This is a genomic window from Phenylobacterium sp. (genome assembly GCF_030680185.1).
Lineage (GTDB): Bacteria > Pseudomonadota > Alphaproteobacteria > Caulobacterales > Caulobacteraceae > Phenylobacterium.
The window spans coordinates 92,675-114,812 of record NZ_JAUXVZ010000035.1; the positions used below are offsets into that span (position 1 = coordinate 92,675).

17 protein-coding genes are annotated in these 22,138 nt (G+C 68.7%); 5 read left to right on the plus strand and 12 right to left on the minus strand.

The annotated features are described in order from the left end of the window. Positions 1 to 42: 42 nt before the first annotated feature. Positions 43 to 1,725 (plus strand): alpha/beta fold hydrolase, encoded by a 1,683-nt coding sequence (locus Q8L83_RS08785; protein ID WP_305286071.1) that lies wholly within the window; start codon positions 43 to 45, stop codon positions 1,723 to 1,725. Here the strand turns inward: Q8L83_RS08785 and Q8L83_RS08790 are convergent. The 5 genes from Q8L83_RS08790 to Q8L83_RS08810 all read right to left on the minus strand — a co-directional run bounded on the left by Q8L83_RS08790 (position 1,722) and on the right by Q8L83_RS08810 (position 6,919). Further along, positions 1,722 to 2,735: a low specificity L-threonine aldolase gene (locus Q8L83_RS08790; protein ID WP_305286072.1), complete on the minus strand. Its 1,014-nt coding sequence runs from the start codon at positions 2,733 to 2,735 to the stop codon at positions 1,722 to 1,724. The genes Q8L83_RS08785 and Q8L83_RS08790 overlap by 4 nt on opposite strands. Then, positions 2,732 to 3,883, minus strand: a complete 1,152-nt coding sequence (locus Q8L83_RS08795) for an epoxide hydrolase family protein (protein WP_305286074.1) — start codon at positions 3,881 to 3,883, stop codon at positions 2,732 to 2,734. Before Q8L83_RS08795 ends, Q8L83_RS08790 begins: the two co-directional genes overlap by 4 nt. A 68-nt stretch (positions 3,884 to 3,951) precedes the next feature. Continuing rightward, positions 3,952 to 4,551, minus strand: coding sequence for a TetR/AcrR family transcriptional regulator (locus Q8L83_RS08800; protein ID WP_305286076.1), 600 nt, complete (start codon positions 4,549 to 4,551; stop codon positions 3,952 to 3,954). A gap of 116 nt (positions 4,552 to 4,667) precedes the next feature. Next, positions 4,668 to 5,819, minus strand: a complete 1,152-nt coding sequence (locus Q8L83_RS08805) for a trans-acting enoyl reductase family protein (RefSeq protein WP_305286078.1) — start codon at positions 5,817 to 5,819, stop codon at positions 4,668 to 4,670. Further along, the gene (locus tag Q8L83_RS08810) at positions 5,816 to 6,919 is read right to left on the minus strand and encodes an NADH:flavin oxidoreductase (RefSeq protein WP_305286080.1); all 1,104 of its coding nucleotides are present in this window, start codon (positions 6,917 to 6,919) and stop codon (positions 5,816 to 5,818) included. Before Q8L83_RS08810 ends, Q8L83_RS08805 begins: the two co-directional genes overlap by 4 nt. Before the next feature lie 140 nt (positions 6,920 to 7,059). Here Q8L83_RS08810 and Q8L83_RS08815 point away from each other — a divergent pair, with 140 nt between their 5' ends. Beyond that, on the plus strand, positions 7,060 to 8,046 hold the full coding sequence (locus Q8L83_RS08815; protein ID WP_305286082.1) for an NADPH:quinone reductase: 987 nt from the start codon (positions 7,060 to 7,062) through the stop codon (positions 8,044 to 8,046). Continuing rightward, positions 8,043 to 8,426, plus strand: coding sequence for a nuclear transport factor 2 family protein (locus Q8L83_RS08820; protein WP_305286084.1), 384 nt, complete (start codon positions 8,043 to 8,045; stop codon positions 8,424 to 8,426). The genes Q8L83_RS08815 and Q8L83_RS08820 overlap by 4 nt, the downstream gene beginning before the upstream one ends. On the opposite strand, the gene Q8L83_RS08825 is transcribed toward Q8L83_RS08820, so the two are convergent. The 6 genes from Q8L83_RS08825 to Q8L83_RS08850 all read right to left on the minus strand — a co-directional run bounded on the left by Q8L83_RS08825 (position 8,410) and on the right by Q8L83_RS08850 (position 16,892). Then, positions 8,410 to 8,829: a hypothetical protein gene (locus Q8L83_RS08825; protein WP_305286085.1), complete on the minus strand. Its 420-nt coding sequence runs from the start codon at positions 8,827 to 8,829 to the stop codon at positions 8,410 to 8,412. The two genes, Q8L83_RS08820 and Q8L83_RS08825, sit on opposite strands and share 17 nt — an antisense overlap. Before the next feature lie 72 nt (positions 8,830 to 8,901). Then, on the minus strand, positions 8,902 to 9,573 hold the full coding sequence (locus tag Q8L83_RS08830) for a class I SAM-dependent methyltransferase (protein ID WP_305286087.1): 672 nt from the start codon (positions 9,571 to 9,573) through the stop codon (positions 8,902 to 8,904). Positions 9,574 to 9,711: 138 nt separating this feature from the next. Further along, a complete protein-coding gene (secA, locus tag Q8L83_RS08835) occupies positions 9,712 to 12,471 on the minus strand; it encodes a preprotein translocase subunit SecA (protein ID WP_305286090.1) in 2,760 nt (919 codons plus the stop codon). 168 nt (positions 12,472 to 12,639) lie between these two features. Then, the gene (locus Q8L83_RS08840; RefSeq protein WP_305286092.1) at positions 12,640 to 14,388 is read right to left on the minus strand and encodes an ATP-binding protein; all 1,749 of its coding nucleotides are present in this window, start codon (positions 14,386 to 14,388) and stop codon (positions 12,640 to 12,642) included. Next, positions 14,388 to 15,566 (minus strand): FIST signal transduction protein, encoded by a 1,179-nt coding sequence (locus Q8L83_RS08845; RefSeq protein ID WP_305286094.1) that lies wholly within the window; start codon positions 15,564 to 15,566, stop codon positions 14,388 to 14,390. Before Q8L83_RS08845 ends, Q8L83_RS08840 begins: the two co-directional genes overlap by 1 nt. Positions 15,567 to 15,722: 156 nt before the next feature. Next, the gene (locus Q8L83_RS08850) at positions 15,723 to 16,892 is read right to left on the minus strand and encodes an acetyl-CoA C-acyltransferase (protein ID WP_305286096.1); all 1,170 of its coding nucleotides are present in this window, start codon (positions 16,890 to 16,892) and stop codon (positions 15,723 to 15,725) included. Between the two features lie 194 nt (positions 16,893 to 17,086). Here Q8L83_RS08850 and Q8L83_RS08855 point away from each other — a divergent pair, with 194 nt between their 5' ends. Both Q8L83_RS08855 and argJ read left to right on the plus strand, forming a co-directional pair. Beyond that, positions 17,087 to 18,028 carry a peptidylprolyl isomerase gene (locus Q8L83_RS08855; RefSeq protein ID WP_305286098.1) on the plus strand — a complete coding sequence of 314 codons (942 nt, stop codon included), beginning with the start codon at positions 17,087 to 17,089 and terminating at the stop codon, positions 18,026 to 18,028. Beyond that, positions 18,028 to 19,494, plus strand: coding sequence for a bifunctional glutamate N-acetyltransferase/amino-acid acetyltransferase ArgJ (gene argJ, locus Q8L83_RS08860; protein ID WP_305286100.1), 1,467 nt, complete (start codon positions 18,028 to 18,030; stop codon positions 19,492 to 19,494). Before Q8L83_RS08855 ends, argJ begins: the two co-directional genes overlap by 1 nt. A 7-nt stretch (positions 19,495 to 19,501) precedes the next feature. Here the strand turns inward: argJ and Q8L83_RS08865 are convergent, their stop codons facing one another. After that, the gene (locus Q8L83_RS08865) at positions 19,502 to 22,033 is read right to left on the minus strand and encodes an HWE histidine kinase domain-containing protein (RefSeq protein WP_305286102.1); all 2,532 of its coding nucleotides are present in this window, start codon (positions 22,031 to 22,033) and stop codon (positions 19,502 to 19,504) included. Positions 22,034 to 22,138: the final 105 nt, after the last annotated feature.

The following is a 22,138-nucleotide window of genomic DNA, read 5'->3' on the forward strand; positions in this document are numbered from 1 at the left end:
CCGTGTAATCTGGACGGCCCCCAAGCCATAGTCTGATCGCCCTTGTCCCCTTCCGCCGCGCCGAAAGCTGACGCTGCTCAGCTGATCGAGACCATCTACGCCGTAGCCGCGCGGCCGGAGCGGTGGGAGGAGATCATCGCCGCCGTGGGGGCCGCGCCGGAGGGCGGGCCGGAGGCCGACGCGGCCCTGGCCAATCTCCGGGGCCTGGAAGACGCTCAGCCTGGGGGCAAGCCGGACCTCGGCGTGATCCTGCTGTCGCCGACGGGCGGGGTGGTCGGCTGGAACAGCGCGGGCGAGGCGGTGTTTCGCGATCGCCTGGGGGTGGTCGAAAGCCGGGGCCTGCGCTTCTTCAATCCGTCCAACCATGAGGCTCTGGCCCATGCCCGGGCGCGGCTGGCGGAGTCCCGCGCCAATCAGGTGATCGTCAAGTTCGTCCAGGCCGAGGACGACGATCCGCACTTCGCCTATATGGCGCCGCTGTCGGCGACGCCGGCCGAGATGATCATCGATATTCCAGGCGCCGATCGCGCCTCGGCGGCCCTGATCTTCCCGGCGGTGGAGGCCACCGACCACCTCTGGCGCACGATCCGGGAAAGCTTTGGCCTCACCCCGGCCGAGACGCGGCTGGCGGCGCGGTTGAAGGACGGCCTGACGCTGAAGGAGTCGGCGGAGGACCTGAACGTCTCGCTCAACACCGTGCGCAACCAGCTGCGCGCGGTGTTCGAGAAGATGGGCCTCAACCGCCAGAGCGACCTGGTCCGGGCCCTGGCTCAACTCAGCGCGCTGTCGTCCTCGCTGCAGTCGGCGGCGCCGGCCACCATCGCCGCCACCGAGGCCGGCGCCCTGGCGTCTGCGCCACCTGTGCTGACCCACCGCCTGGCCGACGGCCGCGCGCTCGCCTACCGGGCCTATGGAGATCCCGGGGGGCAGGCCTGCATGATGGTCCACCAGGGCCTGGGCTCCAGTCTCCTGCCGCGGGGCACCGACCGGCTCGCCCGTGACCTGGGCCTCCACATCATCTGCGCCGAACGCCCGGGCACGGGCCGTTCCGATCCCCAGCCGGAGCCCAGCTTCGCCACCATCGCCGAGGATCTCGTCGACCTGACGAACGCGCTTGGCCTGAAGCGGGTGCGCATCGCGGCGTTCATGAACGGCGTGGCGTTCGCCCTGGCCTATGCCGACGCGCTGGGGCCGCGGGCCGAGCGTCTTCTGCTGGCCTCGGGTCGCCCGACCGGCGTCGAGCCCGAGACAGAGCGTGACCGAAGCCATCCCGTCATCCTGCTGCGCCGACGCATGGCGCGGTCAGCCTGGGCGGTCGGGCCGCTCTATGCCCTGCTGCGTCGCAGGCTCTCGTTCCGGCAGGTGGAGACCATGGTGCGCACGGCGGCCTCGGCGCCCAGCGACGGCGCCTATCTGCGCAGTCATCCCGACGTGATGACCTACGTCTACGACTATATGAGCGAGTGCCTGAGCCGCAGCTCCAAAGGGGCGGCGCGCGAACTGATGCTCTGCACCCACACCCAGCGTCTGGACCTGCAGCGCCTGACCGCGCCGATCAGCGTCTGGTACGGCGCCGACGATCCCGGCGGCTCGCCCGAGCGCATGCTGGCCTGGCTGGGCCGCCCCTGTGCGGAGGTGCGCGTGGTCCCAGGGGTGGGACACTATCTCGCCCACAAGCACTGGCCCGACATCCTGGCCTGGCTGGCGGCCGATGACGTCTCTTAGGGAAGGACGTCCTTGAGGGCTGCGATCAGGGTTTCAATGGCCTCAGGCGTCGTGGCCCAGGAGCACATGAACCGCACCGAGCCGTCGATGAAGCGATAGACGAACCAGCCACTGGCCTGCAGCCGCTTCAGGGTCGGCTCGTCCATCTCCACGAAGACGGCGTTGGCCTCGACCGGGTGGCGCAGGGGCAGCGGCATGAGCTCGGCCAGGCGCCTGGCCATGGCGTTGGCGTGGGCGGCGCGGTCCACAAAGGCGCCGCTCTCCAGCATGCCGACGAAGGGGGCGGCGTAGAAGCGGCTCTTGGACGGCAACTGGCCCGACTGCTTCAGGCGCGCGTCGAAGCGGGGAATGAGGTCCTTGCGGAAGATGACGATCGCCTCGGCCGGCGTCATGCCCGCCTTGGTCCCGCCGATCACCAGCAGATCCACGCCGAGGCCGGCGATGGTCTTGAGGTCGAAGCCGGCCGCCGCGGCGTTGGCCAGCCGCGCGCCGTCCAGATGGACGCCATAGCCGCGCTCACGGACAGGCCCGGTGAGCGCCGCAAGGTCGGCGGCCGCATAGACCGTGCCGTACTCGGTGGCGTTGGTCAGCGACAGGGCTGCAGGCGGCTGGGCGTGGGCGCTTTCGGCCCGCGCCAGGGCGGTGTGCAGCGCCTCCGGCTCGATCCGCCCTGAAGGCCCCTCCAGGCCCTGGATCGCCAGGCCGTGGCCGAAGAAGCCCGGGGCGCCGGTCTCGTCGGTGGCGACATGGGAGTCCCGGTGGGCCAGGACCCCTTCGAAGGGCCGCGCCAGCGCCGCCAGGCAGATGGAGTTGGCGGCCGTGCCGGAGGTGACGAAGCGGACCTCGGCGTCGGCGTCCAGCATCGCCCGGATCAGGTCGGCGGCCCGGGCCGTGGTCTCGTCCGAGCCATAGCTGGCGGCGAAGCCCGAATTGGCGGCGGTCATTGCGGCCATGGCCTCTGGCGCAGCCGGCGCGGTGTTGTCGGAGGCGAAGTCGTAGCGGGCGATCATCCCGCCGTTCTACCCCACGCCCGCACGTCGTCCACAAAGAGATCAGGTTCTTCCATGGCGGCGAAATGGCCGCCGCTCGGCATGTCGGTCCAGCGCACGATATTGTAGCCGCGGTCGGCGAAGGAGCGGGGCGGGGCGGGGTAGAGGGCCTCGCCGGGGAAGTTGGCGAAGGCGGTCGGCGTCTCGCACCGCTGGCCCGGCTGCAGGGCGACACCGCCCTCCTCCAGCATGCCGCGATAGTACCAGGCGCCGGTCGCGAAGCTGTCGGTCATCACATAGAGCATGATGTTGGTCAGCAGCTGGTCGCGGGAATAGACCGCGTCGAAGGGCTTGGTCCGCAGGTCCGACCAGTCGTGGAACCGCTCGGCGATCCAGGCGGCCTGGCCCACCGGGTTCGAGGCGCCCAGCCAGGCCAGGGACTGGGGCTTGGAGGCCTGCAGCCGGAAATAGGCGCCCATGACGTCCATCATGCCGGCCTGACGGGTCATCCAGGCGGTCTCTTCCGGCGTCTGCGGTCCGCCCGGCGCGCGGAAGGCCATCATGTTCAGGTGGATGGCTCGGGCGTGGGCGGCGTGATCGAGCCCCAGCCAGGAGGTGATCATCGACCCCCAGTCGCCGCCCTGCGCCAGATAGGTCGAATAGCCAAGCACATCGGTCATCAGGGTGTTGAACAGCCGCGCCGTGCTCCGCTGGCCCATGGGGCGCGAGGGCTTGGATGAGAATCCGAAGCCCGGCAGGGAGGGGATGACGAGATCAAAGGCGTCGGCCGGATCGCCTCCAAACCGCGACGGGAAGGCCAGCTTCTCGATCACGCCCCAGAACTCGTAGTGCGAGCCCGGCCAGCCGTGGGACATCAGCAGCGGGCGCTTGCCGCCAGCCTCGCCCACCACATGGACGAAGTGCAGGTCGAAATCCTCCACCCGGGCGGTGAACTGCGGGAAGCGGTTGAGTTCGGCCACCGCGGCGCGCCAGTCATAGGCGCCTGTCCAGTGGTCGCAGAGGCCCTTCAGCCAGGCCCCGTCGCAGCCATAGGCCCAGCCGTCGGGGACCTCGGGGATCGGCGGCCACTCATAGTTGGCCACCTTGTCCAGCACGGCGCCGACGCGGGCCTCGTCCCAACGGACTTCGAACGGTTTCACCTGGCTCACGGCGCGCTCCCTCATGGCTTCTTATGGGGCGAGGGTGCCCGGCTTGACCTTGGGCGCGTCAAGGCCGATCAGGCGGCCGGGCGCAGCCCCCGCGATATGGCCGGAATGACCTCGGCGATCAGCTTGCGTGCGCCGCCAGACGGCAGCTTGCCGACCATTTCCAGCACGATGCAGCCGTGGGTCGAAGCCCAGAACATCTCGCCGATCCGCACCGGGTCGCCCGCCAGATGGCCGGACTCCACCAGGCTGCGCACATATTGGCTCATGGTCTGCCGCGCCCGGCCAGCCGCGCGGGCCAGCTCCGGATAGTCGACCTCGTTGGGCTGATACATGTCGAACATCAGCTTGTAGGTCTGAGGATGTTCGAAGGCGAAGGTGACATAGGCCTCGCCCACCGCAGCCCCCTTGGCCCGGGCGTCGCCGGGCTGGGCGTAGGCCGCCTCCAGGGCCTCGGCGAACCGGTCGAAGCCGGCGGTGCGCACCGCGGCCAGGATGTCGTCCTTGTCCTTGAAATAGCGATAGGGGGTCATGGGGCTGACCCCGAGCGCCGAGGCCAGCTGGCGCATGGTCACCGCTTCTGGCCCCTTTTGCGCGAACAGCTGCTCGGCCACCTCGCACAGCCGGTCACGGAAATCGGCGACGTCGGACTCGGAAAGGATGCGGGGCATCGGGCTCGCAGGACTGGCTGATCAGCAGGGGTGTGACCCCCTCACTGTTACATTTACGTCGTAAAATCAACCTGCATCGCCTGCGGCCCGCCGCCGCGCCGTGTCGTGGCCGCCGCTTAGGCCTCCACCTCGAAGGTCATGCCCGCATTGGCCCGCAGGCGCTCGACCAGCTTCATCCCCATGGCCGCGCCCGGCGTCCAGACACCGCCCGGGGTGTCGGTCGCCTCATTGATCAGGCAGATGGCCGCCTCGCCGATCATCTTGGAGGTGCAGCCATAGCCGGGGTCCTTGTCGCCGGTGACGGCCACGCGCATCTGCTCGCCGCCCTCGCCCAGGCCGATGAACAGCACGTCGAAGAAGCCGGTCTCCCGCTCTTCCTTGCTGGGGCCTTCGCCGGGCTTGGGGCCGCCCTCGGCGCCCAGGGCCGGAGCCGGCGGGGCGTTGGGATCGACCACCACCATCTCGTCATAGACGAGGTCTTGGCCATAGGCGTGGCCGGTCAGCAGGTTGGAGCGATGGACATTGCGGGTGTTGATCGCCGCCATGACGAACGGGCCGACCGTGGCGCCCAGGTCGCCGTCCTCCTCCACCTTGTCGCCCCGGGGCTGCTCAGGCCCCTTGAAGCCCGGCGTCAGGGCGAAGGGGTCGATCATCAGGGCCAGCAGGCTGGGGTCCTTGGACAGGGCCGCCATGGTCGCCTTCAGGCTGGCGGCGGTGCCGCCCGAGAAGCCGCCCTTCATCTTGCGCACGCGCCCCTTCACCCGCGGCAGGGCATGGCCGAACTTCGCCTTGGCCTCCTGCGCCAGATAGAAGACGCCGAGCTCAAAGGGAATGGAGTCGAAGCCGCAGGAGAAGACGATCCGCGCGCCGGTCTCTTTCGCCTTCGCCTCATGGGCGTCGATCATGTGGCGCATCCACACCGGCTCGCCGCAGAGATCGAGATAGTCGGTTCCGGCCTCCACACAGGCCGCGACCAGGTCGTTTCCGTAGAGCTGATAGGGACCGACGGTGGTGATCACCGCCTTGGTCCGCTCGACCATCGCCTTGAGCGACGCCTTGTCGTCGGCGTCGGCGACCACCAGGGGGGTGTCGGCTGGCGCGCCGATCTCGTCGCGGACGGCGGCCAGCTTGTCGGCGCTGCGTCCGGCCATGGCCCACTTTACGTCGCCGTCCACGCCGTAGCGTTTGGCCAGGTGCTCGGCCACCAGCCGGCCGGTGAAGCCGGTGGCGCCATAGACGATGATGTCGAACTCGGCGTCTTGTCTCACAGGGCGTCCTCCGTCTGGTCCTGGGCCACGAAGCCCGGCCAGTTGTTCATATAGGTGATGAAGCGCGGGCTCAGGCCCTCGGCCGCCAGATGGGCGCGGGTCACCGGCAGGGCGATGGGCGCAAAATCCGGGTCGGCCTGGACCTTCTGCGGATAGTCGTGGTGCAGAATGGCGGCCCGGCCGATCAGCACATAGTCGGCGCCGGCGGCCAGGGCCTCGCGGGCCTGGGCGGCGGTCATGATCTTGCCAGCCACGCCCAGGCGCACCTCGCCCCGGGGCAGGTCGGCGAAATAGGACATCAGGCTGCGGCCCTTAAAGGCGGCTTCCGTCGGCTCCTTGCGCACGTCCCACAGCGACATGTCGAGGAAGTCCAGGGCCGGATGAACCAGCATCTGGGCGGCCAGGTCGCGGATCTCGGCCAGTTCCAGGCCAAAGCGTTCAGGCGACAGGCGCAGGCCGAGCAGGAAGTCCTCGCCGCAGCGGGCGCGTATGCCCTCGACGATCTCGACGATGATCCGGGCGCGGTTTTCGGCCGAGCCGCCATAGGCGTCGGTGCGGCGATTGAGCTCGGGCGAGAGGAACTGGCAGAGGATGTAGCCATGGGCGCCATGCACCTCGACCCCGTCGAAGCCGGCCGCCTTGGAGCGCTCGGCGCCGGCGATGAAGGCCGCGATCAGCTCGGCGACCTCGGCCTCCGTCAGCGCCCGCGCGCCGGTCTCGGGATCGTCCGAAGGACAGACCGGCGCCTGGCCGATCAGCTCCTGGGGTGAGCGGTTGCCGGCGTGATGCAGCTGCAGAACCGCCACGCTGCCCTGCGCCTTGATGGCCGCGGCCAGGCGCGTCAGGCCAGGAAGATGGTCGTCAGAGAAGACGCCCAGCTGGCCGGGAAAGCCCTGGCCGATCTTCTGGACGTGAGCCGCGCAGGTCATGGTCAGGCCAAAGCCGCCCTTGGCCCGCATCGTCAGCCAGTGGAACTCCTCATCCGAGAGGGTTCCGTCCTCGTGGCTCTGAGTGTTGGTCAGCGGCGCCAGCATGAAGCGGTTCGGCATGGCCGGGCCGTGGGCGAAGCTGAGGGGCGCAAAGAGGTCGGGCTGGGCCATGGTCTCGTCTCCGTCGGCAGGTGAACCCTGTTCATAGACGAGCCCGCCGTCCCCACGAAGGGGCGCCGTGGCGGAAGGCCCGGCTTGTATCCCTCGCCACCGCGGGCCATCCAGGGGCCAACAGCAATCCTGGAGGTCACATGCGCGCCGTCTGGTATGACAGAACCGGCCCCGCCCGCGAGGTGCTGCAACTGGGCGAACAGCCCAAGCCCCAGGCTGGCCAGGGCCAGGTGCTGATCGCGGTGAAGGCCTCAGGGGTCAATCCGTCCGATGTGGGCATGCGGGGCGGCGCGTCCGGCGCGCCCATGGCCTATCCGAAGATCATCCCCCATAGCGACGGCGCCGGCGTCGTCGAGGCGGTGGGGCCGGGCGTGTCGCCGGCCTGGGTCGGGCGCCGCGTCTGGTTCTATAACGGCCAGCGCAACGGCCGGGCCTTCGGGGCGGCGGCGGAATATATCGAGCTGGACGTGGACCTGGTTCGGACCCTGCCTGACGAGGTGTCGTTTGCGCAGGGCGCCACCCTGGGCATCCCCTGCATGACCGCCCACCGCGCCCTGTTCCTCGCAGGTCCGGTCCAGGGCCGCACCGTGCTGGTGACCGGCGGGGCCGGAGCCGTAGGCCACTATGCGGTGCAGCTGGCCAAATGGGCCGGCGCGACGGTGATCGCGACGGTGTTCAACGCCGACAAGGCCGAGCGGGCCCGGGCCGGGGGCGCCGACCACACCATCGATTATCGCCGCGAGGATGTGGCCGCCCGGGTGCGCGACCTGACCGGCGGCCAGGGCGTGCATCACGTGGTCGAGGTGGATTTCGGCGGCAACGCCGCGGCCACCCTGGCCAGCGTTAGCCTGAATGGCTCGGTGGCCTATTACGCCACCAAGGGGTCCCGCGAGCCGGCGATCCCCGCTGGCGTGCTGATGGGGCTGAACCTCTCGATCCACGGGGTCTACCTGCCGGTCAGCCCGCACGAAGCGCGGCGCCGCGCCCAGGCCGATATCACCGCCTGGATCGGCACGGGCCAGGCCATCCTGTCGGTCGCCGGGACCTATTCGCTGGAGGATTGCGCCGCGGCCCACGAGGCCGTGGAGGCCGGGACCAAGGTCGGCACGGTGGTGGTCGAGCCGTGACGACGCCCAAGGACGCCATCCTTGCCCGCCGCCGCCTGACCAACAAGCTGATCGCCGCCAGGGACGCCGCCCGCCTGCGGCCCTTCTTCGATCCCGGCGTGACGGTGATCGTCGGCGATGGCGGGGTGATCAGCGGCGTCGAGGCGGTGATCGCCGCCTTCGCCGCCCAGTTCGCCGACCCGGACTTCACAGCCTTCGTCCGCACGCCTGAGGCGGTGGAACTGGACGCCGCCGGCGAGCGCGCGGCCGAGCGCGGGACCTGGGTGGCGGTCTCCCGCAGCCAGGGTGAGCACATCGCCGGCTGGTACCTGGCCGCCTGGACCAAGGTTCGTGGTCAATGGCTGATCGAGAGCGAGACCTTCGTCACCCTGCGGGGGTGAGGTTCTCCGCCGTCGCCGGCTTGCGATAGGCGTAGAGCAGCAGGATCTGGGCGACGATGATGAAGATGGCGGCGCCCGACAGCAGGAAGGCGTCGTCATAGACCTTGGGCGAGAGGACGAACTCGCCTTTCATCACCTTGCGCCAGCCGTTGAAGTGCTGGGTCGATCCCACCACCAGGCCGAACACCGCCAGGATCGAGCCCAGATATCGGGTGATCCAGAAGCCGGGATTGGGGGTCAGCATCAGCAGGCCAAGCAGGCCGATCACCGTCCGCTGGGTCCGGCAATAGGGACAGACATAGACCATGCCGGTCAGCTCCGCCGTCCAGGTCAGGATGCTGATCGCCACCGCGATCAGGCCCAGCAGGCGCATCCGCCCCGTCCAGAATTCGAGCTGCAGCATTGGCGTCCCCCCGGCTTATGCGCACAGTGTTACATTGTAACTACAATTGCAACTCGCCGTTGGGTCGGGGGCTCAGCCCCGCAGGCGGTGGACCAAGCGTTTGAACGCCCCAGGACGGGATCTCGGCCGGGCGTCAATCCTGCCGTCGAGGGTGACTTGGGAGGCGAATGCCTTCCGCGAAACCAGCACCTCGATATAGGCCGCCCGGATGCCATGGCTCAGGTCGTCAATGGTGTGGATCGTGGTCGACAGGCCACTCGCCTGATCCAGGTAGTCGGCGATGTCATAGCCCCAGTCGACCGTGACCAGAGAGCCGTCCGGGTCCATGGGATTGCCGTGATACTCGGGGGACGCCAAGTGCTCGATTGAGCCGTCTTCACGCCGGCGCGCCCGACGAACCGAGGGGGCGGCCTTGCGGACGATGGGCACGGTGCAGATGTGGAAGCCCCCGGGCTTCAGGGTCCGGCCGATCTCGGAAATGGCCCGGTCCGGCGCGAACATGTGTTCGAACACGTCCTGGGTGACGACGATGTCAAAGGTCTCGTCGGCGAAGGTCTGCGCCTCCAGGTCCTCGCTGCGATAGCCGTGCGGATGGGTCTGGCCCCAGGGCGTGGCCGGGTCGTACTGGGTCGCCACATAGCCGGGACACTGTTCGCGCAGGCGGTTGCTGGACACCGAGCACCCGGAGCTCTCGTGAATCGCCAGCTGGCGCCAGTCGGGGGCGAGTTCCGCCAGCACGCGCATCAGCGCGCGCTCCCGCGGGATGGAGCCGCACGCCGAACACTTCAGCCCGTCGCGCAGCCAGGAATCGGGCGACGAAAAAACGACCTCCTCTTCACACACGGGGCACCGGCCCCGGCATTCCAGGAAGGGGGCGTTCATCTAGACCAGCGCCCCGTGGCAGTGCTTGAACTTCTTGCCGGAGCCGCAGGGGCAGGGGGCGTTGCGGCCCGTCTGCTCCCAGCCTGCAGGCAGGGACGAGATCGGCAGGGCCTCGCGCTGATCCCGCGCCAGGCCCGAGGGCAGGGCCCCGGCCGTGGCCGCATTCTCGCCGGTCAGAGGATCGAGGTGAACCTCGGTCAGGCGCTCGGGCGGGGCGGGCGGCGCAGGAACCTCCACCTGGATCTCCACGGTCATCATCCACTTGGTGACGTTGTGGCGCAGGTCGGTCAGCAGCTTCTCAAACAGGGAGAAGGCCTCGGTCTTGTACTCGTTCAGCGGATCGCGCTGGCCGTAGCCGCGCAGGCCGATGACGTTGCGCAGGTGATCGAGGTGCATCAGGTGCTCGCGCCACTGCAGGTCGATGGTCTGCAGTAGGAAGCTCTTTTCCAGCACCCGCATCCGCTCGGGGCTCAACGTCACCTCGCGCTCGGCCGCCCGGGCCTCGGCGGCGGCGGTGATCCGCTCGTGGATCTCCTCGTTGGCGATGCCCTCTTCGGCCGCCCATTCGCGGACCGGCAGCTCCAGGCCCAGCAGTTCGCGGACCCGCTCGTCCAGGCCTTCCACATCCCACTGCTCGGCATAGGCCTTGGGCGGCATATGGCGGTTGACCATGTCCTCGATGGTGTCGGCGCGCATCTCGGCGATGACCTCGGTAAGGTCCTCGGCCTCCATGAACTCCTGGCGCTGCTCGAACACGGCCTTGCGCTGGTCGTTCACCACGTCGTCGTACTTGAGCAGGTTCTTGCGGATTTCGTAGTTACGCTGCTCGACGCGCTTCTGGGCCGTGGCGATGGCGCCGTTCAGCCACTTGTGGGTGATCGCCTCGCCTTCCTGGACGCCGAAGGTGCGCATGATCGAGTCCAGCCGGTCGCCGGCGAAGATGCGCAGCAGGTCGTCCTCGCAGGAGAGGAAGAACTTCGAGCGGCCCGGGTCCCCCTGGCGGCCCGTCCGGCCGCGGAGCTGGTTGTCGATCCGCCGGCTCTCGTGGCGCTCGGTGCCCAGCACATAGAGGCCGCCGGCGGCCAGGGATTTCGCCTTCAGATCGGCGATGTCGGCCTCGATCTCGTCGCGGCGGGCCTGGGCGGCCTCGGCGTCGGGCTCGATGCCCAAACCGCGCTGCTCATCGCGCCACTTGGCCAGGCGCAGGTCGATGCTGCCGCCCAGCTGGATGTCGGTGCCGCGGCCGGCCATGTTGGTGGCGATGGTCACCGCGCCCGGCACGCCGGCGTCGGCCACGATCAGGGCCTCCTGCTCGTGATAGCGGGCGTTCAGGACGTTGTGCGGAATGCCGGTCTGGCTCTTGCCCTGGTATTCGAACACGTGGGTCTTGAGCATTTCCGACAGCAGTTCGGACTTCTCGATCGAGACCGTGCCCACCAGGATCGGCTGGCCGCGGACGTAGCATTCCTCGACCTGCTTGAGGATCGCCTGGTTCTTCTCGGCGGCGGTGCGATAAACCTCGTCGTCCTCGTCCTCCCGGCTGACCGGCCGGTTGGTGGGGATCTCGACGACTTCCATCTTGTAGATGTCGCCGAATTCCTGGGCCTCGGTCGAGGCGGTGCCGGTCATGCCCGACAGCTTCTTGTAGAGGCGGAAGTAGTTCTGGATGGTCACCGAGGCCAGGGTCTGGTTCTCGGGCTGAACCCGGGCGCCCTCCTTGGCCTCGATGGCCTGGTGCAGGCCTTCGGACAGGCGGCGGCCCTGCATCATGCGGCCGGTGAACTCGTCGATCAGGACCACCTCGCCGGCGCGGATGATATAGTCCTTGTCGCGGGTGTAGAGGACGTTGGCGCGCAGGGCCTGGTTCACATGGTGAACCGCCGAGACGTTGGCCGGGTCGTAGAGGCCGGCGGAATCCTCCACCAGATGGCCGCTCTGCTCGAGCATCTCTTCGATGCGTTCGGAACCGGCCTCGGTCAGCAGGACCTGCCGCTGCTTCTCGTCGAGGTCGAAGTTCTCGGGGTCCTTGATCAGCTCCTTAACTAGGACATCGATGGTTTTGTAGAACTCGCTCCGATCCTCGGTGGGGCCGGAAATGATCAGCGGCGTGCGGGCCTCGTCGATCAGGATGGAGTCCACCTCGTCGACGATCACGAAGTTATGGCCCCGCTGGACCATCTCGCTCATCTCATAGGCGAGGTTGTCGCGCAGATAGTCGAAGCCGAACTCGTTGTTGGTGCCGTAGGTGATGTCGGCCTGATAGGCGGCCTGACGCTGGCCCTGCGACAGACCGTGGACGATCACGCCCACGCTCATGCCCAGGAACCGGTAGATCTGACCCATCCACTCGGCGTCGCGCTGGGCGAGATAGTCGTTGACCGTGATCGCGTGGACGCCCTTGCCCTCAAGGGCGTTGAGATAGACCGGCAGGGTGGCGACCAGGGTCTTGCCCTCGCCCGTGCGCATCTCGGCGATGCCCCCTCGGTGCAGAACCATGCCGCCGACCATCTGCACGTCGAAATGCCGCAGGCCGATGGTGCGCTTGGAGGCTTCGCGCACGACGGCGAAGGCTTCTTCCAGGAGCTGGTCGAGGGTCTCGCCCTTGGCCAGTCGGGCGCGGAACTCTTCGGTCTTGCCGCGCAGCGCCTCGTCGGAGAGGGCCTCCAGCTGGGATTCGAAGGCGTTGATCTTGGCGACCCGGGCCTGGAAGGCCTTGACCTTGCGGTCGGGTGCGGAGCCGAAGAGCCGTTGGAAGAACATGTGTGGGGGCGTCCGAGAATGCAGTCGATGCGGGGTCGCGGGCGTTTCGCACGGCGCGCCGTCTGACCTTCGCCTGCCCGGAGTCCCGCTCTTTGAGCGAGGCCGAGACTTAAGCAGCGGCCCTCCCAGTGTCAACGCAGGCGCGCCATACAGCGCAGAACAGGGGCCTCAGCCTGCGGCTTGGGCAGGCCTGTGACCGGCGCCATCCTGGACCAGGCCGACCATGGTCTGGATCAGGCGGGCCGGCAGGATCGGCTTGGCCACATGGGCGGTGGCGCCGGCGGCCAGAGACTCGGCCACGTGATGGGTCATGGCGTTGGCCGACAGGGCGATGATGGGGACCGGGGGCGCCGCGGCGACCCGCTCCAGCGCCCGAATCCGCCGAATGGCGCTCAGACCGTCCAGGACCGGCATCTGCAGATCCATCAGGACGATGTCGAACCGTCCAGGGGCGAAGGCGTCCAGGCCCTCCTGGCCGTTCTCGGCATAGGTCGCCTGGGCCTGGACCAGTTCGAGGATCATGGCGACGATCCGGCGATTATTGGGATTGTCCTCGACCACCAGCACCTTCAGGTCCGGGTCATGGCGGGGGGCTGCGGGCTCAGGCCCCGCCCGTCCGGCGTCTGGCGCCCGCCGAGCGCGGAAGGTCGCCTCGAAGGTTGAGCCCTGGCCGGGCGTCGAGCGCCAGGTGATGGCGCCGTCCATCATCTCGGCGAGCGAACGGGAAATCGCCAGGCCCAGACCCGTGCCGCCGAACTGCCGGGTGATCGAGTCGTCCCCCTGCTCGAACCGGTCGAACAGCCGCGCGCCGCGCTCTGGCGTGAAGCCGCAGCCCGTGTCGGTGACCCGCAGGGTGATCAGCGCATCCTCAGGGCCATCCTCGGCCGAGACATGGAGCGCCACCTCGCCGGCCTCGGTGAACTTCACCGCATTGCTGAGCAGATTGCCGAGGATCTGGCGCACCCGCAGGCTGTCGCCCTCGAACACGCCGGCTGCGTTTGGATCAATATGCGCGCGGAATCCCAGGCCCTTGGCGTCGGCCTTGGCGGCGAAGAGATCGATCATGGCGTGCAGCGCAGGCCCGAGATCGAAGGGCTCGCGCTCGATGTCCAGTTGGCCGGCCTCGATCTTGGCGAAGTCCAGCACGTCGTTCAGTAGCCGCTCCAGCATCCGCCCCGACTGGGCGATCAGCTGGGCCATCTCCTGCTGCCGCGGGGCGAGTTCGGTCATGGCGAGCAGGTCGGCCACCGCCGTGACGCCATTGAGCGGCGTGCGGATCTCATGGCTCATATTGGCCAGGAAGCGGGACTTGGCCTCGCTGGCCTCGACGGCGGCCTTGCGGGCGATGTCGGCCGAGCGCGCGGCGTCGGAAAGACGTCGGCGCTGGGCCGCCGCCAGGGTCTGGGAGACCAGCAGGCTCAGCCGTGAGACCAGCGCGCCGTCCCGGGCGCTGTAGGCTCCGGGCTGGTGAGAGCAGAGCACCAGCAGGCCGGGACCGGACGCCGCCAGGATGGGCGCGTAGATGCCGGCCCCGGGCAGGGGCGAGAGGCCGTCGCACTGGCCCCATTCGGGAACGCGGCGATTGTCGGGCGTCACGGCGGCCCGGCCGTGGGCCACGCGGCTGAAGAAGCCGCCGCCGGGCCAGCGCGCGCCCACGGCGGCCTGATCGGTGGCGGCGGTGCAGACGAAGCCTTCGCCCTCGGGTTCAAGCACCAGGGCCAGATTGAACGCCACGCTGCGGCTCAGCAGGTCGAAGACCCGCGCCTGCAAGACAGCCGGATCCTCCTCGCCCTGGAGCGCCTCGAGCCCGCTGAGCACCAGGTCCTGCTCGCGCAGGCGCTCACGCAGGGACGCCTCGATCTGCTTGGCCGAGGCCAGAGCCTCGCGGAGCTGTTCTTTATCCAGGTCGAGCATCATCAGCCGAAGGTCAGGGCCGAGACCATCAGGTTGCCGTGCCGGTTGCAGCTGTCGACGATCGCGCCCTGCTCGCCGAAGGTGAAGGCGCCGAGGAACGGCGCGCCGGGCATGGCGCGGCGTACCTCTTCGACCACCGCATCCATCTGGTCGCGAACATGCAGCATGCAGCCGCCGCAATAGATGATCAGGCCGCCCAGACTTTCGGCGCCGGCCCATCCGCCCATGGCGCAGGCGTCCTCGACCACCAGGCCGGCCCGTTTGACCAGGGATTCCGGAGAGCCGCGCATCAGGTGCACGACGTCGCCCTCGCTGATGTCGGTGAACAGGGAAAGGTCGCCGGCCACGCCCAGCAGGGCCGGGTGGGACAGGACGAACATGGGCACGCCCTGGACCTCGGCGGCGACCCGTCCCAGCGGGGTCGGGGTGCTCTTGGCCAGGATGGCGCCGGCGCCGCCGACCGCGCCGCAGGTCCAGCCGCCATAGACCTCGCCCGCGGGCCGATGGTCGATCTCCAGAACCTGGCGATCATGGGCGCGGGTGACCACGCCAAACTTGCCCGTGGGGGCGTAGCCGCTCTGGAAAGCGGCGCCATGTGCCCTGCTGGGGAAGAGGACGGCGATCACCACATGGTCCTGCAGCACGCCATCGCTGGAAAACTGGCGCCAGGCGCCGGCGATCGCCTCGTCGGCGGAGCTTCCGCCAATGATCGGCGTCTGGGCGCCAATGACGGACTGAACGCCGGCCAGCACGCCTTCTTCGCAGCCCGGCGGCTGACAGCACCAGACCAGGGTGGGAATCTCGAAGTCCCGCCCGGCGGCGACCAGGGCGCGCTCCACCGCCGCGGCGCCCGCGACATGGGCGTCCTCGCCCAGGGCCGCCGATCCGACGCCATAGGCGCCCTCGGCGTCGATGAGGCCCAGAACGCCCACTGCGCCATCCGGCCCGCTATGAAAGCCCTGTTGGGTCATCACCCCCCCGCAGGAGGTGCCGCCGACGATCTGGACGCCGGGCAGATGCGCGCTCAGCGCCGCGATGAGGGCGGGCTCGGCGCGGTGTTCGGTGGCGTAGAGAACAAGGAGTTGGGGCGCGCCCCCAAGCTGACCGTGCAGGTCGCGGGACGTCTCGAATGCGGCCTGCTCGGCGCAATCGGCGAGGCTGAAGGCGGTGGCGATCTTCATGACGGCCTCGTGGCGTTCTATCGACGAGATCGTCATCCCAAGCGCCTGGTGCGTTCGGGACAGACGAACGAAGACGGAAAACTACCGCAGGACCGGTAAAGGAAGTCCTCGGGGCGAAAGCCGCAGCTGTCGCCCCGAGGATCCGGTGGTCAGGTCTTAGTAAACTTCGAACAGGCCGGCCGCGCCCATGCCGCCGCCGATGCACATGGACACCACGACGTTCTTGGCGCCGCGACGCTTGCCTTCCTGCAGGATGTGGCCCGCGAGGCGCGCGCCGGTCATGCCGTAGGGGTGGCCGATGGCGATGGAGCCGCCATTGACGTTGTACTTCTCAGGGTCGATGCCCAGCTGGTCGCGGGAATAGAGGCACTGCGACGCGAAGGCTTCGTTCAGCTCCCACAGGTCGATGTCGTCGACCTTCAGGCCGTGACGCTCGAGCAGGCGCGGAATGGCGAAGACCGGGCCGATGCCCATCTCGTCGGGCTCGCAACCGGCGACGACCCAACCCTTGAAGGCGCCCATGGGGCTCAGGCCCTTCTTCTCGGCGGCCTTGGCTTCCATGATCACCACGGCGGCGGCGCCGTCCGACAGCTGGCTGGCGTTGCCGGCGGTGATGAACTTGCCTTCGCCGCGGACCGGCTGAAGCTTGGCCAGGCCTTCCAGGGTGGTGTCGGGACGATTGCACTCATCGCGATCGACCGTGTAGTCGACGATGGTCTCTTCCTTCGTCTCCTTGTTGACCTGCTTCATCTTGGTCTTCATCGGGACGATTTCGTCCTTGAACTTCTGCGCCTGCTGGGCGGCAGCCATACGCTGCTGCGATTCCAGCGAGTACTGGTCCTGGTACTCACGGCTGATGTTGTAGCGCTCGGCGACGATGTCGGCGGTGTCGATCATCGGCATGAAGATGGCCGGGTACTGCTTCACCAGGGCCGGGTCGATGTTGTCGCGACCGCCGCCGCCGCCGGGGATCGACAGCGACTCGACGCCGCCGGCGACGACCGCGTCGGCGCCGTCGTTGCGCACATAGTTGGCCGCCGTGGCGATGGTGTTCAGGCCCGAGGAGCAGAAACGGTTGACGGTGGAGCCCGAGGTGGTGATCGGCAGGCCGGCGAGGAGGGCCACCTGGCGCCCGAGATTGCCCGCGCCATGGGACACATTGCCCATAATGCAGTCTTCAATCTCAGAAGCGTCGATTCCCGAGCGCTCGACGGCGTGTTTCACCGCATGCGCGCCCATGCTCATGGTCGGGGTCATGTTGAAGCCCCCGCGGCCCGATTTGGCGAGCCCCGTGCGGGCATAGGAAACGATAACGGCTTCGCGCATACAAAATTCTCCCAAATGAATGCGATCCGGCGGCCCACTTGTGATGCGGGCGCCTGGCGATGATCGCGGCAACCTTTGCATCCCGCGAGGGAAATGGCTAGGGACGGACTGCGCCCGCGGTCTCGTCCCGGGCCCATGGGATGCAGCCTATGATCGTTGAAAAGCCCTCTCGTTTCGGAGGCTTGGCGGCCCTTATGATGGTCGTCGGCCTGAGCCTGGCCGCCTGTGGCGATCGCGGGGGCGACGATCGCCCGCCCCAGCCTGGGGATGAAGCCGTCGCCCGGGTCGATGGCAAAGCCGTCTGGGCCTCTGACGTCAAGCGCGAGGCGGTGGCCCAGGGCCTGATCGGCGAGGGCGAGCCCCTGGACATTTCCTCCGATCTTTTCCGCCGGGTGCTGGACGAGGTGATCGACCAGAAGCTGCTGGCCGCCGAGGCCCTGTCGCGCAATCTGGATGAGGATCCCGTGGCCCAGCGCCGTCTGGCCGCCGCCCGCGAGCGCATCCTGGGCGACATGCTGGTGGAGAGCGTCGTTTCGGACGCCGTCAACGAAAACGCGATCCGGGGCCTGTACCAGGAGCAGCTCAAGCTCGCGCGTCAGTCCGAGGAGATTCGTGCGCGGCAGATCGTGGTGGCGACGCCCGAAGAGGGCGAGGCGGTGAAGAACCTGCTGACCACCGGCGCCTCGTTCGAGGCCCTGGCCATGGAGCGCTCCACGGACGCCGCCACCCGCTTCAACGGCGGCGACCTCGGCTACTTCACCACCGACGTCATGCCCGAAGCCTATGAGGGCGCTCTCAAGGCGGCCAAGACCGGCGAGATCGTCGGCCCCTTCGAGGTCGAAGGCGGCTGGGCGGTGGTGCGGGTTGAGGACCGTCGCCTGGAGGAGCCGATCACCCTGGAGGCCGCGCGCCCCCAGATCATTCGCTTCCTCACCTATGACCAGGTTCGTGACCTGCTGGAAAAGCTGCGGGGTCGGGCCAAGGTCGAGACCCTGATCGGCGCCGGCGAGGCCGTGCCCGGCGCGCCGGTGGAGCCTGCCGATGCGGCGGCCGAAGCGCCCAAGGCCGCCGAGCCGGCCAAGACGCCGGCGCCGGCCGCCAAGGTTCCCGCCCCCAAAAGCCCTGAGGCCAAGTAATGGCGCGCAAGGATAGCGACACCGCCAAGGCGCCGAAGCCCGTCGCGGCGACGACGACGGCCAAGCCTGCGCCCCGCGCGACCGAAAGCGTCACCGAGGTCGTGGGACAGACGATCGAGCGGGCCCTCGATCCCCTGGCCAGCGCCATCAAGCGGGCCGCTCTGAAGCGCGCCGACAAGACCAGCCGCGCCCTGGAGGCTACGCCCCAGCCGCCGAAGCCCGCCAAGGGCGCCTTGCCCGTTTCGCCCCTGGTCGTGCCGTTTCCGACCATGCCGCCCCTGGCCGGGGTGCGGCTGGCGACCGGCCGGGCCGGCTTCTACAAGCATGAGCGCGACGACCTGCTGGTCATGAGCTTCGATCCCGGGACCACCGCCGCCGGGGTTTTCACCCGCCACAAGGTGGGCTCGGCGCCGGTCGACTGGTGCCAGAAACAACTGGCCGCCACCAAGGGGACCGAGGTCCGCGCCCTGGTGGTCAATGCCGGCTGCGCCAATTCCTTCACCGGCAAGCCGGGCGCTGACGCCGTGCGGCGGGTCGCATCGGCCGTCGCCAAGCGGTTCGATTGCCGTCAGCGGGACGTGATGGTGGCCTCCACCGGCGTCATCGGCGTGCTGCTGGACGACGCCAAGATCACCCAGCGCCTGCCCGAGGTGGAGCAGAAGCTGTCGCCGGACGGCTGGGCCGGCGCCGCCCGGGCCATCATGACCACCGACACCTTTCCCAAGGGCGCAGTGGCCGAGGCCGAGATCGACGGAACCAAGGTTCGGATCGCCGGCATCTGCAAGGGTTCGGGGATGATCGCCCCGGACATGGCCACCATGCTGGCCTTCGTGGTCACCGACGCGGCCATCGCCGCGCCCGCGCTGCAGAGCCTGGTGAACCTCTATGTGCGCACCACCTTTAACTGCGTGACGGTGGACGGCGACCGCTCGACCAACGACACCCTGATGCTGTTCGCCACCGGCCAGTCCGGCGCGCCCAAGATCACCCGGGCCGGCGACAAGCGCCTGGCCGACTTCCGCGACAAGCTGGAGGGCGTCCTGATGGACCTGGCCCAGCAGCTGGTCCGGGACGGGGAGGGGGCGACCAAGTTCGTCAAGATTACCGTCGCCGGCGCCGAGAATCCCATCTCCGCCCGCAAGATCGCTCGCACCGTCGCCGAAAGCCCCCTGGTCAAGACCGCCTTCGCCGGCGAGGACGCCAACTGGGGTCGGATCGTCATGGCCGTCGGCCGGGCCGACGAGCCCGTGAACCGCGACGCGCTGTTGGTCCGCTTCGGGGAGCACTGGGCTGCGCAGGATGGCCTGATTGCGCCCACCTATGACGAGGCCAAGATGAGCGCCTACATGAAGCGGCAGGAGCTTGAGGTCTTCATCGACGTGGGTGTCGGTCGCGCCAGCGCCAGCATGTGGACCTGCGACCTGACCAAGCAGTATGTGGCCATCAACGGCGACTACCGCTCCTGAAGCGCCTTCAGCGGCGCTGAGATGACGCCGCCTTGAGCACGTCGCGCAGGGCCTTTTCGGAGTAGGGCTTGCTTATGATCGGCACGGCGGAAAGGTGCTCGGGCAGGTCGGCCTGATCGCCGAAGCCGGTGCCGAAGGCGAAGGAAATCTTCTCGGCCTGTAGCTGCTCGGCCACCGGCAGGCTGGTCTCCTCTCCCAGGTTCAGGTCGAGGAAGGCGAAGTCGGGCCGATCGGCGGCGATGGCTTCAAGGGCGGCGGCGACGTTGGAGGCCATGCTGACCTGGCTGGCGCCGAGCTTCAGCAGCACGCCTTCCAGATCCAGCGCGATGATCATGTTGTCCTCGACCACCAGCACATGGTTCGGTCGGGGCGGTCGCTCATCGGCCACGGGGGCGACGGCCTTGCCAGGATCGGCCGCACGGCCCTCCACGACGAAGCGCCCCGGCACCCGCAACGCCACCCGCAGGCCCGCAGGATCAAAGGTCACCTCAGCCTCGCCGCCCAGCTCATGGGGGATGGAGCGTTCGATGATGGTCGAGCCGAACCCCCGCCGGGTGGGCGCCTTGACCGTCGGCCCGCCCTGTTCACGCCAGGCCAGGTCCAGCGCGCCGGACGCATCGGTGGTCCAGCTCACATGCACCTCGCCGCGGCTGTCGCAAAGGGCGCCGTACTTGGCCGAGTTGGTCACCAGTTCATGGATGACCAGCGACAGGGTCGAGAAGGCCTGGGGTTCGATCAGCACGTCGGGGCCCGACAGGATCAGCCGGTCGGCCTTGGCGGCCAGATAGGCCTCCGCCTCCCCGCGGATCAGGTCGGTCAGGGCCCCGGGACCCCAGTGCTGCTGGGTGATCTGATCATGGGCGCGGGCGAGCGCCTGGACCCGGCCCGAGACCACGTCGAAGAATTGCTGGACGGTGGTCGCGCCATCGCGGCTCTGCGAGATCAGGCCGCGGATCAGGCCCAGGATGTTGCGCACCCTGTGGTTCAGCTCGGCGATCAGAACTTCCTGCCGATGCTGGGCCTTGCCCCGCTCGGCGTTGGCCAGATCGGTCAGCCGCATGACCACTTCCAGAAGCGTCAGCCGCAGGCTGTCCACCGCCGCAAGCTCCGAGGCCGACCAGGGGCGGGACTGACCTCGGACGGTCTCCTTCCAGGTCTCGAAACTCTGTCGCGGGGTCAGGCGGGCGCCGAGCGGGCCGACGGTGACCGCCTTGTTGGGATCGCCGGCCCAGGCCACCTCGCGGACGACCTCCCCACGCTGGAAGATCAGATAGTCGCCCGGCTCCCGCGACAGGGGCACGGCGATGATCCCGGCGGCGTCTTGCCAGGTCTTGGCCTCCGGCAGGTGCGCGGCCAGGTGATGGGTGTGGAACACCCCCCGCGTGGCGTGGTCGTCCAGGAAGCCGACCAGGATCTTGAGCCGGTCGGCGTCCAGGCTGGCGCCGTGGCTGGTCGTCTGGCCGCCCATGTGAAGGGTCACGCCCTCACAGCCGGCCAGGCTGCACAGCTCGCCGAGGAAGGGTGTGAGACTGGCCGGCCCCGAAGCTGTCGCCACCGAACTGACCAGGCGATCGTGCAGGTTTCGCGCCCGCTCCACATGGCGGGCCTCGGTCTCCTGTTCGCGGCTTTCCAGCATGTAGGAGAAGATCTGGCCAAACAGCTCGGCCGCCGTGCGCCGCTCATAGGAGACGTGGTGGGGGCCATAGTGGTGGCAGGCGAACAGGCCCCAAAGCTTGCCCTGGCGCAGGATGGAGATGGAGAGCGACGCGCCGACGCCCATATTGCGGAGATATTCGATGTGGATCGGCGAGACCGCCCGCAGCATGGACATGGAGAGATCCAGCGGGCCGCCGCTGGGGCCCAGGGCGGGGCGGACCTTCGGCGTCTCGGCGTCGATATCGGCGATGATCCGCAGCCAGCTCCGCTCATAGAGGGCGCGCGCCTGCTGGGGGATGTCCGAGGCCGGATAGCGCTGGCCGAGGAACGAGCCGATGCCCGGCCGCACGGACTCGGCGATCACCTCGCCGGCGCCGTCGTGGTCGAAGCGATAGACCATCACCCGGTCGAATTCGGTCAGGGCGCGCACCTGGCGGGCGGCTTCGTGGACGATGTCTTCGATCGTTTTCCGCTCGGCCACGCGATTGGCCATGGAGCGTACGGCCGAGGCCGCCTCCAGCGAGGATTCGGCCCGGCTCGGCTCGGCCTCGATGATCAGCAGGTCGCCCGAATAATGGACCGCCACGTCGAAGGGCTCGCCGCCGGCCTGCAGGGCCAGGTTGAACACCCGCTCCACGGAATCGGCGCCCCGCATGATCTGCAGCCGGCCGCGGATTTCATGCACGGCGTGCCCGTCGAGGACCTCTGTCAGGGATCGCCCGATGAGGTCTTCGGCGGCCTGCCCCAGGAAGCCCTGGGCGTTGTCGGAGGCGTGCGCCACCATCCACTGGCGGGTGACCGCCAGCAGGAAGCCGAACGGCTGGATCGCGCCCAGCAGATGGATCGGTTCCCGATCACAGTTCGTCAGGTCGACATCGGTCAAGGCCGCAAACGTTCCAATTCCAGGGGGGAGGGGGACGCGTGCGGGGACAGGCGTCGGCGGGGGAGCTTCACCGCCAATACAATAGGAAGTCGGGGCTCAGGTCTG